At 70.4% G+C, this 14052-nt stretch carries 13 protein-coding genes and 2 riboswitches; of the genes, 10 read left to right on the top strand and 3 right to left on the bottom strand.

Annotated elements, in window-relative coordinates:
• Positions 1-50 precede the first annotated feature (50 nt).
• The 3 genes from AB6V29_RS12890 to AB6V29_RS12880 all read right to left on the bottom strand — a co-directional run bounded on the left by AB6V29_RS12890 (position 51) and on the right by AB6V29_RS12880 (position 2916).
• A complete protein-coding gene (locus tag AB6V29_RS12890; RefSeq protein ID WP_210075967.1) occupies positions 51-836 on the bottom strand; it encodes an energy-coupling factor transporter transmembrane protein EcfT in 786 nt (261 codons plus the stop codon).
• Positions 833-2281 (bottom strand): ABC transporter ATP-binding protein, encoded by a 1449-nt coding sequence (locus AB6V29_RS12885; protein WP_267788454.1) that lies wholly within the window; start codon positions 2279-2281, stop codon positions 833-835. Before AB6V29_RS12885 ends, AB6V29_RS12890 begins: the two co-directional genes overlap by 4 nt.
• Positions 2281-2916, bottom strand: a complete 636-nt coding sequence (locus AB6V29_RS12880) for an ECF transporter S component (RefSeq protein ID WP_210075963.1) — start codon at positions 2914-2916, stop codon at positions 2281-2283. The genes AB6V29_RS12885 and AB6V29_RS12880 overlap by 1 nt, the downstream gene beginning before the upstream one ends.
• Positions 2908-3018: riboswitch (TPP riboswitch) on the bottom strand. It overlaps the preceding gene by 9 nt.
• A gap of 37 nt (positions 3019-3055) precedes the next feature.
• On the opposite strand from AB6V29_RS12880, the gene AB6V29_RS12875 reads away from it, so the two are divergent.
• The 10 genes from AB6V29_RS12875 (at position 3056) to thiD (ending at position 14024) form a co-directional block, all read left to right on the top strand.
• Positions 3056-4648, top strand: a complete 1593-nt coding sequence (locus AB6V29_RS12875; protein ID WP_369359081.1) for a D-alanyl-D-alanine carboxypeptidase family protein — start codon at positions 3056-3058, stop codon at positions 4646-4648.
• A 3-nt stretch (positions 4649-4651) separates the two neighbouring features.
• Positions 4652-5008 carry a GntR family transcriptional regulator gene (locus AB6V29_RS12870; protein ID WP_369359079.1) on the top strand — a complete coding sequence of 119 codons (357 nt, stop codon included), beginning with the start codon at positions 4652-4654 and terminating at the stop codon, positions 5006-5008.
• Between the two features lie 599 nt (positions 5009-5607).
• A complete protein-coding gene (locus AB6V29_RS12865) occupies positions 5608-6948 on the top strand; it encodes a DUF222 domain-containing protein (RefSeq protein WP_369359076.1) in 1341 nt (446 codons plus the stop codon).
• Between the two features lie 72 nt (positions 6949-7020).
• Positions 7021-7686 (top strand): SDR family oxidoreductase, encoded by a 666-nt coding sequence (locus AB6V29_RS12860; protein ID WP_369359074.1) that lies wholly within the window; start codon positions 7021-7023, stop codon positions 7684-7686.
• Between the two features lie 200 nt (positions 7687-7886).
• Entirely contained in the window at positions 7887-8300 is a 414-nt protein-coding gene (locus tag AB6V29_RS12855; protein ID WP_369359073.1) for a hypothetical protein, read from the top strand.
• Positions 8301-8344: 44 nt separating this feature from the next.
• Positions 8345-9598: a S8 family serine peptidase gene (locus AB6V29_RS12850; protein WP_369359071.1), complete on the top strand. Its 1254-nt coding sequence runs from the start codon at positions 8345-8347 to the stop codon at positions 9596-9598.
• Positions 9595-10971 carry a hypothetical protein gene (locus AB6V29_RS12845; RefSeq protein ID WP_369359070.1) on the top strand — a complete coding sequence of 459 codons (1377 nt, stop codon included), beginning with the start codon at positions 9595-9597 and terminating at the stop codon, positions 10969-10971. The genes AB6V29_RS12850 and AB6V29_RS12845 overlap by 4 nt, the downstream gene beginning before the upstream one ends.
• 53 nt (positions 10972-11024) lie before the next feature.
• Positions 11025-11116: riboswitch (TPP riboswitch) on the top strand.
• Positions 11108-11917: a hydroxyethylthiazole kinase gene (gene thiM, locus AB6V29_RS12840; protein WP_369359067.1), complete on the top strand. Its 810-nt coding sequence runs from the start codon at positions 11108-11110 to the stop codon at positions 11915-11917. (Overlaps the previous riboswitch by 9 nt.)
• Positions 11914-12591, top strand: a complete 678-nt coding sequence (locus AB6V29_RS12835; RefSeq protein ID WP_369359065.1) for a thiamine phosphate synthase — start codon at positions 11914-11916, stop codon at positions 12589-12591. The genes thiM and AB6V29_RS12835 overlap by 4 nt, the downstream gene beginning before the upstream one ends.
• On the top strand, positions 12588-14024 hold the full coding sequence (gene thiD, locus AB6V29_RS12830) for a bifunctional hydroxymethylpyrimidine kinase/phosphomethylpyrimidine kinase (RefSeq protein ID WP_369359062.1): 1437 nt from the start codon (positions 12588-12590) through the stop codon (positions 14022-14024). The genes AB6V29_RS12835 and thiD overlap by 4 nt, the downstream gene beginning before the upstream one ends.
• Positions 14025-14052 lie beyond the last annotated feature (28 nt).

The raw sequence follows: 14052 nt of genomic DNA, 5'->3' as shown, positions 1-14052 counted from the left end.
CACCGCGTCGTCGGCCACCCTCGCGACGTCATCGGCCCCCCGGCGGGGACCTACGTCCCCACCACCCGGAACGCCCCCGACAGCACCGCCGCCGCGAGGGCGACGACGATGAGCGCGACCGAGGCGCCCAGGGCCACGGCATCCCGAGACGAGAGTGTCGACGGACGCGCCCAGGTCCGTTCGATGTCGGACCCGAACCCGCGGGCTTCCATCGCGGTGGCCAGTTTCGTGCCGCGACGCACGGCGAAGACGAGCAGCACGAACGCCATCGAGAAGAAACGCCGGATCGCCCCGCGGTCGCCCAGGCCCCGGGCGCGGCGGGCGAGGCTCATCGTGCGCCAGTCGTCGACGAACAGCCCGACCGTGCGGGCACCCGCGAGCACCCCCAGCACGAAACGGCTGGGCAGCTTCGCCACCTGCGCGAGGGCGTCGGCGAGCTCGGTGGGGTCGGTGCGGGCGAAGAGCAGGATGATCGGCATGGCCAGGGCCACGACGCGCACCAGTACGGCCAGCGACAGGGCGATGGAGTCGTCGCTGACCGTGGCGAAGAGGAAGGTGCCGTAGACGGTTCCGCCCGGCCGGGCGTAGAGCAACATGCTCACCGCGGCGACGGGGGCGAAGACGATCACCGGCACCAGACGTCTCAGGACGGTTCCGTAGGCCACCCCCGTCAGCGGTACGCACAGCAGCTCGAGGATCAGGGCCGTCCCCGCGCTCACCGCGTCGATCGAGACCAGCAGGGGAACCGCGAGCACGAGCACCATCGCGACCTTGGTGACGGGGTTCACCCCGTCGAGCCAGGCCGTCCGCGGGCGTTCGACGGCGAGGGCGGTCACGCGGCGTCCCCCAGCCGGATGCGGTGCTGCCCGAGGTGACGAACCACGTCCGCATCGTGCGTGACGGCGACGACCGTGCGCCCGCGCTCTATCTCCCGCTGGAGCAGGGCGACGAGCTCGATCCAACCGCGACGGTCCTGGCCGAAGGTCGGCTCATCGAGAACGAGGACGGCGGGAGAGGCGGCGAGCACCGTGGCCACCGACAGTCGTCTCTTCTGGCCTCCCGACAGCGTGAACGGGTTCGCAAGCGCGAGGGATGCCAGATCGAGACGCTCCAGCAGTTCGTCGACGATGCGGTCGACCTCGGCCGGTGCCTTGCGCAGAGCGCGGGGTCCGACGGCGAGCTCGTCGCGCAGGGTCGAGGCGAGGAACTGGTGCTCGGGCTCCTGGAAGACCGTGCCGATGCGGGTCAGCAGCTCCGTGGACCTCCAACGAGAGGGGCGGCGACCCCCGCGCGCCGAGAGCTCCTCGGCGGCGACGACCTCGCCCGCCAGTTCGGGGAGGAGCCCCGCGAGGGTCAGCGCGAGGGTGGACTTTCCCCCGCCGTTCGGTCCCGTGATCACGGTTCCGGCACCGCGCGGAAGGTCAAGGTCGAGCCCGGACGCGACGACCGTGTGCCTCTCACGCCCGGTCGACAGCGCGGACGCCCGCAGAACGGCATCCGGTGTCGAGGCGGGCTCGAGTACGGGAAGGTCGACCGGGCGCTGCGGCACCCACACCCCCGCCGCGGCGAGCGCGTCGCCGTGCTCGGCGAAGACGCGGTCGGGAGGGCCGTCGGCGAGAACGCCGCCACCCGGAGCGAGGACGACGACGCGGGTCATCAGGTCGGCCCAGACGGCCGTACGGTGCTCGATGAGTACGAGGGTGGTGCCCTCGCGTGCGACGACCCGTTCGACGGCGCGGCGGACTTCGGCGACGCCCTCGGGGTCGAGATTGGCGGTGGGCTCGTCGAGGAGCAGCAGTCCCGGTCGCATCGCCAGCACCCCCGCCAGGGCCAGACGCTGCTTCTGCCCACCCGACAGCGCCTTCGTGGGGCGGTCGAGGGGGACGGCGAGCCCCACGGATGCCAGGGCCTCAGCCACCCGCGCCGGGATCTCGGCCGCCGGGACGCCGAGGTTCTCGCAGCCGAAAGCGACGTCGTCGCCCACCTTCGACAGCACGATGCCCGCCTCGGGGTCCTGCAGCACGAGGCCGATGCGCCCGCGCTGAGCCTCGGGCGCGCCCCCGTCGACGAGGATCCGGCCGCTGACCTCACCCTCGTCGGCGCCGCCGAGCAGACCCGCCAGCCCCGCGAGCAGGGTCGACTTGCCGGCTCCCGAGGCCCCGAGCAGCAGCACACGCTCTCCGGGCTCGATGACGAGATCGACCTCGCGCGTGGCGGGCAGCCTCCGACCGGCGTAGCGCCAGCCCCAGCCCTCGACGTCGACGCGTGCGGGGCCCCGCATCAGACGTCGCGACGCGCTTCCCGGCCCGCGGCGAAGCGGCTGAGCGCCCCGGTGGCGGCGAGGGCGCGCACGAGCAGCCAGCCGACGAGACCGGCCAGCAGGGCACCCGAGACGGCGAGGGTACCGAGGTAGATGAGGTTGAACTCGAGCGACTTCACGATGTTGGGCGTGAGGAACAGCTCCAGCACCCAGGCCCCGACACCGGCGCCGACACCCGCGAGCATCGCGACGGGCAGCGTGAAACGCACGTAGAGGAAGGCGAGGAAGATCAGCTCGGCACCGAGGCCCTGGGCCAGGCCCGAGAAGATCGTGGTCACGCCCCACACGTTGCCGATGAGCGCCGACACGATCGCCGCGATCAGCTCGACGAGCAGCGCCGCCCCGGGCTTGCGGATGACGAGGCCGCCGATGACGCCGCCGATCAGCCAGATGCCGACGGCGATCCCGCCGAGACCCGGGGTGAGGCCGTCCATCGCGGTGAACCAGAGGCCGCCGACGGTGTTCCAACCCCAGAAGAGCAGGCCGATCGCAACGCCCAGGACGGCGGCGACGACGATGTCGACGACGCGCCACGAGAAGCGATTCGTCGCGGCGACCGATGAACGGTTCGCGGGGGCAGACGTGGACGTGTGCATTTCTCTCCTCCCTGCGCCGGCATGATCCGGATCAGGTTCGACGGTCGAAGCGTGGATTCGCTTCCTCTCAGCCCGGCTCACCGGACTCCCGTGGTTGTCGTGATGAGTATAGAGGGGTGTCGCGGGGTAGCGTGGGCGGGTGCACGAGCAGACCCCGGCCTCACGGCGTGCGCTGCGTGCCCAGGACTCCTCGCCTCGCGCGGCGACCTCCGGCGACTTCGGCCCCGCTCTGTCGACGACGGGCGAGCTCGGCCCCGCCCTCGAGCTTCCGGATGCCACGTCCCCTGCCCTGCGGTCGGGGGAGGCGGAGCAGGCTGGCGCGGTGGCGGATGCCGCGGTGAGCGAGCCCCCGGCATCCGAGGTCTCCTCCGGTGAGGCTCGCGCCACGCCTTTGCCGGTCGCGCTCGGAGCGCTGCTCTGGGTCGATCCCGACGAAGCGGGAGCCCCGCGACCGACCCCGACGTTCGTTGTCTCGGGGGCCACCTCGCGCTCGGTCGACCTGCTCGCGGGTGCGCGTCGGCCGGTGCTGCGCCCCGGAACGATCATCCCCACGCTGCTCTTCGTGCTGATCATCGCCGCCTACGCCGCGACGACGCTGCTCTGGCCGCTGAACGCCGTCATGCCGACGACCCGGGCGGTCGCCGTGCAGCCGATCGCTGCTCCGGCGGCGGTTCCGGCGTGGCCCGCCGAGGGCGAAGCGGCGATCGCGCTCGACGGAATCCCCGACACGCTGTCGTCGTCGGCCAGCGCTCCCGAGTCGATCGCGAGCATCACCAAGGTCGTCACGGCACTCGTCGTTCTCGATCGACTGCCGCTCGCCCCGGGAGAACAGGGCAAGAGCTACACCTTCACGCAGGCCGACAGCGCGGACTACTGGCAGTACCGGGCCCGCGGGGAGTCCTCGCTCGACCTTCCCGTCGACGGCAGCCTCACCCAGCTGCAGATGCTGCAGGGCATGCTCATCGCCTCCGCCAACAACTACGCGCAGCGCCTGTCGACAGACCTCTTCGGGACGGATGCCGAGTTCGCGGCCGCCGCGACCCAGTACCTCGCGGAGCGGGGCATCGAGGGCATCACGATCGTGAACCCCACCGGGATCGAAGCCGGCAACACCGCCACCCCGGCCGCGCTCATCGCACTGGCCGAGCGGGCGCTCGCCAATCCCGTGATCGCCGAGATCGTGCGCACCCCGGAGCTGACCCTGCCCGGAGCCGGCACGTTCAAGAACGGCAACGCGCTGCTGGCCGACCCCGGAGTGATCGGGGTGAAGACGGGCACGCTCGATGCGTGGAACCTGCTGGTGGCGAAAGACATCACCGTGGGCACCGCCACCGTGCGCGCGTACGCCGCCGTGCTCGGTCAGCCCGGCCCCGACAGCCGTAATCAGGCGGCACGCGATCTCTTCGCCCGCATCGAGCAGGAGCTGCAGCCGAAGCCGTCGGTGCCGGCCGGCACACTGGTGGGCAAGGCCGAGACGCTGTGGGGCCCCGACATCGATCTCGTGACGGAGTCCGACGCCACGGTCGTGCTGTGGAACGGCGGTGCCGCGCAGACCTCGACGACGTTCGCCCTCGGCGACACCACTGAAGCCGGCTCGACCGTCGGAACGCTCACCGCGACCGGACCGGTCGACGCCGACACGGTCGATGTGAAGCTCACCGGCGAGATCGAGCCGCCGAGCCCCTGGTGGCGCCTCACACACCCGCTCGACCTCTTCGGTCTGAACGACTGAGCCATGAGACTCTCCGTGGATGCCACCTCGTCGACGCCGCCGTTCGAGCAGGTGCGGGCGCAGGTCATCGCGCAGATCGAGGCCGGCGAGCTCGTCGCGGGGACGCGGCTGCCGCCGGTGCGAGCGCTCGCGACCGAGCTCGGCCTCGCCGCCAACACGGTGGCGCGCACGTACCGGGAGCTCGAGGAGGCGGGGTACGTCGAAACCCGCGGTCGTGCCGGCACGTTCGTGAAGGGGGCCGACGCGGCCTCCGCTCGCGCCGCGGGTGCGGCGCGCACGTACGTCGAGGCTGTGCGGCGCCTCGGGGTGTCGGCGGACGACGCGGTCGAGCTCGTACGGGCGGCGCTGCGGGACCGTTGAGCGCGACCGATGGGCTGCGGTGCGCCGCCTCGGGGTGATGTCCGAGCGCGCGATCGAGCTCGTGCGGGCGGTGCTGCGCGATCGGCGGGAGCGACAGACGCGTTGCGGTGCGGCACGTCGGGGTGACGTCCGAGAAGGCGATCGAGCTCGTACGGGCGGTGCTGCGAGATCGGTGGGGGCGACAGACGCACTGCGCTACGGCATCTCGGGGTGACGTCCGAGAAGGCGATCGAGCTCGTACGGGCGGTGCTGCGCAATCGGTGGGGGCCACGCGCCGTGGTGCGGCGCTGGCTACGCGGAGCCGACGGTCGCTTTCGTATCCGGTGGCTGAATCCGTCGGAACGGCCAGTCACGCCCCGTCCGCCACCCGCTTTCACCCGGGGCGGCTGGGGTCGTCGGGGCCACCGATCGAGGCGCTCCCACGAGGTTGATGAGCCTGTCGTGAACACCAGTCGAGGCGGTCTGCATCGCACGCTTCCTCGACCGCCCGGCCCGCTTCGCCGGACCACGCTCCTCCCCAGGCGGGCACCCCAAGAAGTTATCCCCATCTGGGATTTTCTACACACTTCGATGTCGGAGGTCACCGTTAGCATGCACACATGCACGATGACACCTCTCCGACGAACCCCGGCAGGCCACGCCTCCTGTCGACCCTCGTCGACGAGGTCCGACGCGCCAGCGCCGCAGTCGCCCACGCCGAAGCAGCCCGCACCCGCGCCCTCGCCGAAGCCGGTCACCTCGCCCTCGACGTGATGGCAGGCCTCTGCGCGTCTTCCCGCGCCGCAGAGCTCGCCCTGCGCGAGGTGGCATCCGAGATCGCCGCGGCAGAGAACATCTCCGACCGCACCGTGCAGACCCAGATCGGTCGCGCCATGGCCCTCGTCGACGACTACCCCGAGACGCTCTCCGCCTGGGAAGGCGGGGTCCTCACCCGCGCCCACGTGGGGGTGATCCTCGACATCGGCTCCCCTCTCCCGGTCGACGTACGGGCTGAGTTCGATGCGCTCGCGGTCACCACCGCCGAGGGTCTCAGCCCGGGCCGGCTGCGTTCGCGCCTCGCCGTCCTCGCCGAACGACTGCATCCCACCACCCTCACTGAACGCCACCGCCGCGGCCGCGACACCCGTTGCGTGCGCATCACCACCGGGCACGACGGGATGTCGGACCTCGTCGCGACCCTTCCCACGGTCCTGGCGGTCGGCATCTACGACCGACTCACCCACCAGGCCCGCGCCCTGATCGATCACCGCCTCGACGGCCCCGACGCGTCAGCCGATGAGCGCACGACCGCGCAGCTACGGGCCGACATCCTCGCCGACCTGCTCCTCACCGGCTCCCCCGGAGCCGACCCCACCCGCACCGACGACGGCCCCGGCACCCTCGGCGCCATCCGCGCCCGCGTGCAAGTCATCGTGCCCGCGCTGACGATGTTGACGCCCGACCGCGAGAACCACGACCCCGCCGAGCTCATCGGACATGGCCCCATCGACGCCGAAACAGCCCGAACCCTGGCTGATGCCACCACCGTCCCCTGGGACCGGGTCGTCACTCATCCGATCACCGGGGCGGTCCTGCACACCGACACCTACCAGCGCACCACCGCCCTAGACCGTCACGTCCGCGCCCGCGACCGCCACTGCCGTTGGCCCGGCTGCACCGTCCCCGCCATCCGCTGCGATGTCGACCACACCCACGACTACGCCCTCGGCGGCCCCACCGACGTCGCCAATCTCGCCCACCTCTGCCAACGCCACCACACCCAGAAGCAGTTCACCCGGTGGACCGTGACACAGCATCCCGGCGGGATCCTCCACTGGACCAGCCCGACCGGTCGCACCTACGCCGACGAGCCCCTCCCCTATTCCCCCGCCGTCCGATTCCTCCCCGATGACCCGCCCCCGCCCGACCCCCACGATGATGGGATGCCCCCACCTTTCTGACGCGCCATCGCGAGCCCGACGAGCTCAATCTGCGCGCGGGCATGGGATTGCATGGCCGTTACGCTCGGCCCCATGCCTCTCGCTTTGGTAACCGGAGCAGCGCGAGCTGACAGCATCGCCGCGGGTATCGTGCCCCGGCTCAGAAACGACGGATGGGACGTCGTAACGAGCGACCTTGTCGACGGCGACTACCCGTGTGATCTCGCAAGCACCTCGGGCCCCACACGTCTCGTCGAGCGCGTATCGAGTGACCGCGGGCCGATACAGGCGTTGGTGCTGAGCCATGCTCACGACATCGAATCCGGCATTCTCAACACCACTGCCGAGAGTTTCGATCGCCATACCGCAGTGAACGCCCGCGCGTCTCTCCTGATGATCGCCGCGTTCGCCCGACAGGTCGACGCCACCGGTGGGGCGATCATCGCTTTCACGAGCGATCACACCACCGGCAATCTGCCCTACGGCGCCTCGAAAGGGGCTCTCGATCGGATCGTCATCTCGGCCGCACGCGAACTCGGTCCGCTACGTATCTCCGCGAACGTCGTGAATCCGGGTCCCATAGACACGGGATGGATGGACGGCCCCACCCGCGACCAGCTGCCCGCACACCATCCCCTGGGTCGGCTCGGAACACCCCACGACATCGCGCGTGTCACGGCCTTCCTCCTCTCCGACGAGGGTCGCTGGATCAGCGGTCAGCTATTGCATGCAGACGGCGGGTTCTCTGCGCGCTATTGACCGCATCGAGTGTCCTCTCGCAAGGCAGGGCCTGAGCAGCGAAATCACTGCGTCCCCGGGCACGTCGGCCGCTGTGGAGAACCGGCTTGCACATGACGGCACATGCGCCATCATGGAGTCGCAAGCGAAACCGGGGGGCGACGCTCATACAAGTCGTCAGGACCCCCGTTCCCGCCCCGCGCGAGAGGAACAACCTGGACATGGTCGGAATGATCCGAGTCGAAGACGGAGTCGGCGATTATCACGTCTCGCGCATCCGCCGAGCGAGCGACGAGCTGCCCGACGACGACGCGATCACCGTCGTCCACGGCAATCGCGAAGAGGACGCTCCCGAGGCGTACATGAAGAAGCTCGAGGGTGTCGCCGCCGAGATCGCCGGGCGTATCCAGGAGGTACGCAACTTCACCGCCCGCAATGCCGACGCGCTTGCCGACGCCGTGCGGCTGCTGCTGGAAAGAAATCAGATGAGCGCCGACGAGGCCCGCCGTATGACGGCGCTTATCGACGAGGTCGGCACCCCGACATCAACCTCGGCGGTCTCGCCCTCGGCCCCGGGCGCCCCCACTCCGACCGAGTCCGATACTGCAGCGTCGCGATCCGGGTTCGGCCAATGAGATTTCGGCGACTTCGGAACCGGCTCGCCGCCTCGGCCCTGGCGGTGCTTCTCGTTGCCAGCGGCAGCGCCTCAGCTTCCGCAGCCGATGAGCCCAGTTCGTGGTGGTACGACGCCTACGGCATCGGCGCCATCCATGCTGAGGGGTGGACCGGAAAAGGCGTGAAAATCGCGGTGATCGACGGAAACATCAATCCGGATCTTCCCTCATTCTCAGGACGGAACCTCACGGTCGATGCGCGGTCCCTGTGCGCCGAGTATCCACTGCCCACCACCACAGAGGTGACAGGTGACTCCGTGCATGGAACGACTCTCGTGGCGCACATCATCGGTACAGGGGACGGTCCCGGGGCCATCAAGGGGATAGCGCCTGACGCGGACGTTACGTTCTACAGCTATGGCACGAGAGAGGGCGAAGCCTGTACTGCATCGGAGTTCGCCGACACGCTCAGCTCCGGCGCTCTGGCGATCCAACGTGCGGTCGATGGGGGCGCTCAGATTGTCACCACCTCTGTGCTCGATTCTCCGCGCTCAGGCGACGCGGACGTCGTCGCGAACGCCATCGCGAAGGGCGTCATCCTCATCTCGGCGACTTCTAACCCGACCACCCCCAAAGGGAAGGGTCTTGACGGCTTCCGTGGTGTGCTGAATATATCCGCGGTTGATCAGGCTGGGGCACTTCAGAAGACCGCCGATGGAAGTCCGTTTGCGCTGGCATGGACGACACTCGTCGCCCCGGGCGTGGATCTCCCCACGATTGGGAGAGTGGGCGGTTCCTGGACTCAATCGGTTGCAGCTTCCGGCTCGTCATTCGCAGCGCCACTTGTCGCGGGCATGCTAGCGCTGACTAAACAGAAGTACGCAGACGCCACGGGCAATCAACTCTTGCAGAGTGCGATCCACAACACCGGCAAGGACGACCACGAGCTGGCCTACGATTCTGCGAGCGGATTCGGGTACGGTCTTGCCTGGCCAGCGCACCTCCTCCGCGAGAGCCCCTCGCAGTACCCGAACGAGAATCCGTTACTTTCACGGGGGGACCCGCAACCGACAGACGCCGAGATCGAGGCCGCTGCTCAACGTGGGTTCACCTATCCGCCGGCCGTTCAAGCCGACTCCCCTCAGGGCCCGGCCGCCCCCCGATCCGGGGATGACTCGCCGCAAAACGCGTCGACCGCCATGAGCTGGCTCCTGCCGATCACCGTTGCCGCTCTCGCTATCGCCGTTCTCGCCGGAGCGGTCATCACCCTGGTTGTGGTTACGAGAACGAGAAGAAACCGAACAGGAGCAGCGCGATGACCGGTCCTTATGAGCAGGGTCTCATCAACATCGCCGACGGCGGTGCCCCCTTCGACGTCCCTATTGTGCGAAACCTGGTTGCCAAGCTGGTCGAATTGCGTGATGTCGTCGGCGCGGCCGCGCAGCAGCCGGGCATCGAGGGCGATTCTGCTGACGCAGCCTCCGCGAAGTTCCTCGCCGCGAGAACCACGATCGGGGAGCAGATCGTTTATCTCGAGAAGACCCTGCAGACCGCCCTCGAAACCGCCAACGGCGTTCGAGATGATGCGCGTGAACGACTTGCCAATCTCCCGGCAGGCCAGCTGACCTCGGGACAGGAGTCTTTGGTCCGAACCGCTGCTGTGGGTACGACGCTCATTCTCGGGCCGCTGGCTTTGCTGGCAGGCGAAGGGGCTGTGCAGGCGTTCAACGGACAACTCAGTCAGCAGCGCGAGGCTCAGGCGAAGCGGGATTTTGAATCCGTCAGCGGCACGCTGCAGGGTTTGAACCCGCCCTCACCCCCGCCGGCCGAGTTCCAGGTGATCAAGCCGAAACGCTTCGTTGAAGAGGGGACTCCCAGCACGACCGGGGGATTCCCCTCCGAGGGCGGGCCTCGTCCCGGCACTAGGCCGGCGGAATCGACGAACGATTCGCCCACCTTTGTTCCCCGCGGATTCGACCCGGCGGACCCCGTCCACACCGCACCGACGCCCGAACATTTGATTCCCCGTCCCGACGCCCCCCGCGGCCCCGGCATCGACCTCGGGCAGGTCCCCCCGCACTACACCCCGCCCACGCCGGACGGCTCGATCTCCGGCATCGGTACCCTGCCCGGACACATCTCGGGCCCCGGCTCGATCGGGGGTTCCTTCCCCGGTGGTGGCATCTCCGGCGGAGGCGCAGGCCTCGGCTCGGGCCTCTCGGCGGGACTGATCGCAGGGGGCGGTGGCGCCGCCGCGCTGAGCCGGTTGAGCTCTGGAAGGGGCGCGAGCACCGCGGCTGCCGGACGCCCGATCAGCGGCAGCGGGGGCCTCCTGGGCAAGAGCGGCGCCTCGGCCACCGGTGCCGGACTCGGCGCACGCTCGGGCACCGGCTCCCTGGTCGGCGGTGCCACAGGCGGCACGGGTACGTCCGGAACCGGCGCGAACGCCGCCGCGGCGGGCAGCCGCGGAGCCGGAACCTCGGCCTCCACCGGTGGAGCCGGCGGCACGGCTGCCGGCGGCACGGCCGGCGCCGCCGGCAGCCGAGGCGCCGGGGGCATGGGATCGGGCTCACGCTCCGATCGCCGCGACGAGCGACGCGGTCTCGGCGGCCCCATCGCACCGCGTCTCGAGGACGACGACGAGACCGCACCGCGTTCCGAGAACGCCGCCGCGGGCTCACGCGACGACTGAAGCGCGGCGAACGAACCACGGCATCCGGAGGCCGACGACCTGCTAGCGTGCCAGGCAGTGACACGGGGTGCCCGCCAGGGCTGAGAACACACCCGTCGAACCTGATCTAGTTCGTACTAGCGAAGGGATGTCGCGAATGGTCGTTCGCACGTCGTCGTCTCCATCCACCCCCACCGAAGCGCTGCGCTCACTCCGCGAGGCCGCGCCGCTCACGCAGTGCATCACCAACGCGGTGGTGACGAACTTCACCGCCAACGCACTCCTGGCTCTCGGCGCCTCGCCCGCGATGTGCGACATCCCCGGAGAGGCCCGGATGTTCGCCGGGATCTCCGGCGGAGTTCTCGTCAACCTCGGGACCCCGACGAGCGAGCAGAGGGATGCCGCCCGAGAGGCCGTCACCGCGGGAACACCCTGGGTCCTCGACCCGGTCGCCGTCGGCGCCCTGCCCGTGCGCACCGCCCTCGCACACGAGCTGCTCGGCGAGCACCCGGCGATCATCCGCGGGAACGCCTCCGAGATCCTCGCCCTCGCGGGAACCGGCTCCGGCGGCCGCGGGGTCGACGCCACCGACTCCGCCGAAGACGCCCTCGACGCCGCACGCTCCCTCGCGATCCGCACCGGCGGCACCGTCGCCGTCTCCGGAGAGACCGACCTCATCGTGGATGCCACCCGCACGGCGCGCGTGAGCGGCGGCAGCGCCCTCCTGACGAAGGTCACCGGCGGAGGCTGCGCCCTCGGCGCCGCGATGGCGAGCCTGCTCGCCGTCACCCCCGCGTTCGACGCGGCTCTCACCGCCAGCGTGATCTGGGCCGTGGCGTCGGAGCGGGCGGCATCCCGAACGAGAGGGCCCGGATCGTTCGCGGTGGCCTTCCTCGACGAGCTCGCCGCGATCGAGCCCGCCGACCTCGACGGACGCGTCCGCGTCGACACCGAGGTCACGCGATGACCGCCGACCTGTCCCTGCACCTCGTCACCGACCACAGCCTGCCGTTCGCGCGCCTGCGCGACCTCGTCGACGAGGCCGTCACCGCGGGCGTGAGCGTGGTGCAACTGCGCGACAAGGTCGCGAGCGGCGGAGAACTGTTCGCCCGTACGCTCGACCTCGCTGACGTCATCGCGGGACGCTGCACGTTCGTCGTCGACGATCGCCTCGACGTCGTCCTCGCCGCGCGCGAGCGCCTGGGCCGGAAACCCGGCACCCGGCGAGACAACGCCCGGGTGGACGGCATCCATCTCGGCCAGAGCGACCTGCCCGTCGACGCGGCGCGCGCGCTGCTCGGGCCCGACGCCCTCATCGGATGGACGGCGAACACCCCGGCGCACCTCACCGCGGCCGAGGCGCTGCCCGCGGGCACGGTCGACTACCTCGGCGTCGGCGTCATCCGTGCCACCTCGACGAAACCCGACCACCCGCGACCGCTCGGCATCGACGGGTTCGGCGAGCTCGCGGCATCCACTCCCCTCCCGTGCGTCGCGATCGGGGGCATCGGCATCGCGGACGTCACGGCCCTGCGTCGGGCCGGTGCCGCGGGAGTCGCCGTCGTCTCGCTCGTGAGCGAGAGCGACGACCCGAGCGCGACCGTGCGCGACCTGCGCACCGCGTGGAAGGCCGGGGCATGATCCCCCGTGTCCTCAGCATCGCCGGCACCGACCCGACCGGTGGGGCGGGCGTCCAGGCCGACCTGAAGTCGATCGCCGTCTTCGGGGGGTACGGCATGGCCGCCGTCACCGCCCTGGTTGCGCAGAACACCCTCGGCGTCCGGTCGGTCCACGTACCGCCGGCGTCCTTCCTCGACGAGCAGCTCCGCGCGGTCAGCGACGACGTCGAGATCGACGCGGTCAAGATCGGCATGCTCGGCTCGACCGAGGTCATCGCCACCGTCGAACGCTGGCTCACCGCCACGCGACCACCTGTCGTCGTCCTCGACCCGGTCATGGTGGCCACGAGCGGCGACCGACTGCTCGACTCCGACGCCGAAGACGCCGTGCGCGCGCTCTGCCGTCACGCGGATCTCGTCACCCCCAATCTCCCCGAGCTCGCGGTGCTGGTGCGCGAACCCGTCGCGACGACATGGGAGGCCGCGGTCGCTCAGGCCGAACAGCTCGCCGCCACGGCCGACACCGCGGTCCTCCTCAAGGGCGGGCACCTGGACGGCCGACAGTGCCCGGATGCCATCGTCGACTCCACCGGTCTCCGCGAGGTTCCAGGGCGTCGCGTCGACACCCCGCACACCCACGGCACGGGGTGCTCGCTCTCGTCGGCGATGGCCACCCTCGCCGCTCACGGCTTCTCATGGCCCGACGCCCTGACCCGCGCGAAGCGCTGGCTCACCGGCGCCCTCGAACACGCCGAGGCGCTGCACGTCGGCCGGGGCAACGGCCCGATCGATCACCTGCACGAGCTGCGCCCGCACATCGACCTCGACCGATCCTGGAGCAGCGCACGGTGGGATGCCACCGCCGCGATCCGCGCCGACGTCGATGCGTGCGCGTTCGTGCGGGGTCTGGCATCCGGGGATCTCGACCGCGACGCGTTCGCCTGGTACCTCGGGCAAGATCTGCTGTACCTGCGCGAGTACGCCCGCGTGCTCGCCCGCGCGGCGGCTCTGGCTCCTACGGTCGACGAACAGCGGTTCTGGGCGACGGCCTCGGTGTCGTGCCTGGTCGAGGAGGCGGCGCTGCACCAGTCGCACGTCGATCCGGCCGGGCTCGAGGCAGCCCCGGCGACCTGGGCCTACACCGACCACCTGCACGCGGCAGCGGCCGCCGGGTCGTACGCGGTGCTGGTGGCCGCGATCCTGCCCTGCTTCGTTCTGTACACCGACATCGGCGTGCGCTGGCGAGGCACCTTCGCCGACGACCATCCCTACGCCGACTGGCTCACGGCCTACGGAGACGAGACGTTCGCCGCGTCATCCGCCGAGGCGGCGCGCATCGCGGATGCCGCCGCACGATCGGCATCCGTTCCCCTCCGGCACGAGATGGCCACGGCGTACGACCGATCCATGTCGCTCGAGCTGGCGTTCTTCGAAGCGCCCCTGAAACGCGCGTGAGGTGCCGGGGACGCCGCTCATGAGAGGG

Origin of the sequence: Microbacterium sp. 20-116, assembly GCF_041079415.1 — a bacterium.
Classification (GTDB): domain Bacteria; phylum Actinomycetota; class Actinomycetes; order Actinomycetales; family Microbacteriaceae; genus Microbacterium.
This window is presented reverse-complemented; position numbering and strand designations above follow the sequence as displayed.

Coding starts and splice junctions, on each gene's coding strand:
- AB6V29_RS12855 (WP_369359073.1), top strand. CDS start 7,887: ATGGTCGGAATGATCCGAGTCGAAGACGGAGTCGGCGATTATCACGTC.
- AB6V29_RS12860 (WP_369359074.1), top strand. CDS start 7,021: ATGCCTCTCGCTTTGGTAACCGGAGCAGCGCGAGCTGACAGCATCGCC.
- thiM (WP_369359067.1), top strand. CDS start 11,108: ATGGTCGTTCGCACGTCGTCGTCTCCATCCACCCCCACCGAAGCGCTG.
- AB6V29_RS12865 (WP_369359076.1), top strand. CDS start 5,608: ATGCACGATGACACCTCTCCGACGAACCCCGGCAGGCCACGCCTCCTG.
- AB6V29_RS12880 (WP_210075963.1), bottom strand. CDS start 2,916: ATGCACACGTCCACGTCTGCCCCCGCGAACCGTTCATCGGTCGCCGCG.
- AB6V29_RS12835 (WP_369359065.1), top strand. CDS start 11,914: ATGACCGCCGACCTGTCCCTGCACCTCGTCACCGACCACAGCCTGCCG.
- AB6V29_RS12885 (WP_267788454.1), bottom strand. CDS start 2,281: ATGCGGGGCCCCGCACGCGTCGACGTCGAGGGCTGGGGCTGGCGCTAC.
- thiD (WP_369359062.1), top strand. CDS start 12,588: ATGATCCCCCGTGTCCTCAGCATCGCCGGCACCGACCCGACCGGTGGG.
- AB6V29_RS12845 (WP_369359070.1), top strand. CDS start 9,595: ATGACCGGTCCTTATGAGCAGGGTCTCATCAACATCGCCGACGGCGGT.
- AB6V29_RS12870 (WP_369359079.1), top strand. CDS start 4,652: ATGAGACTCTCCGTGGATGCCACCTCGTCGACGCCGCCGTTCGAGCAG.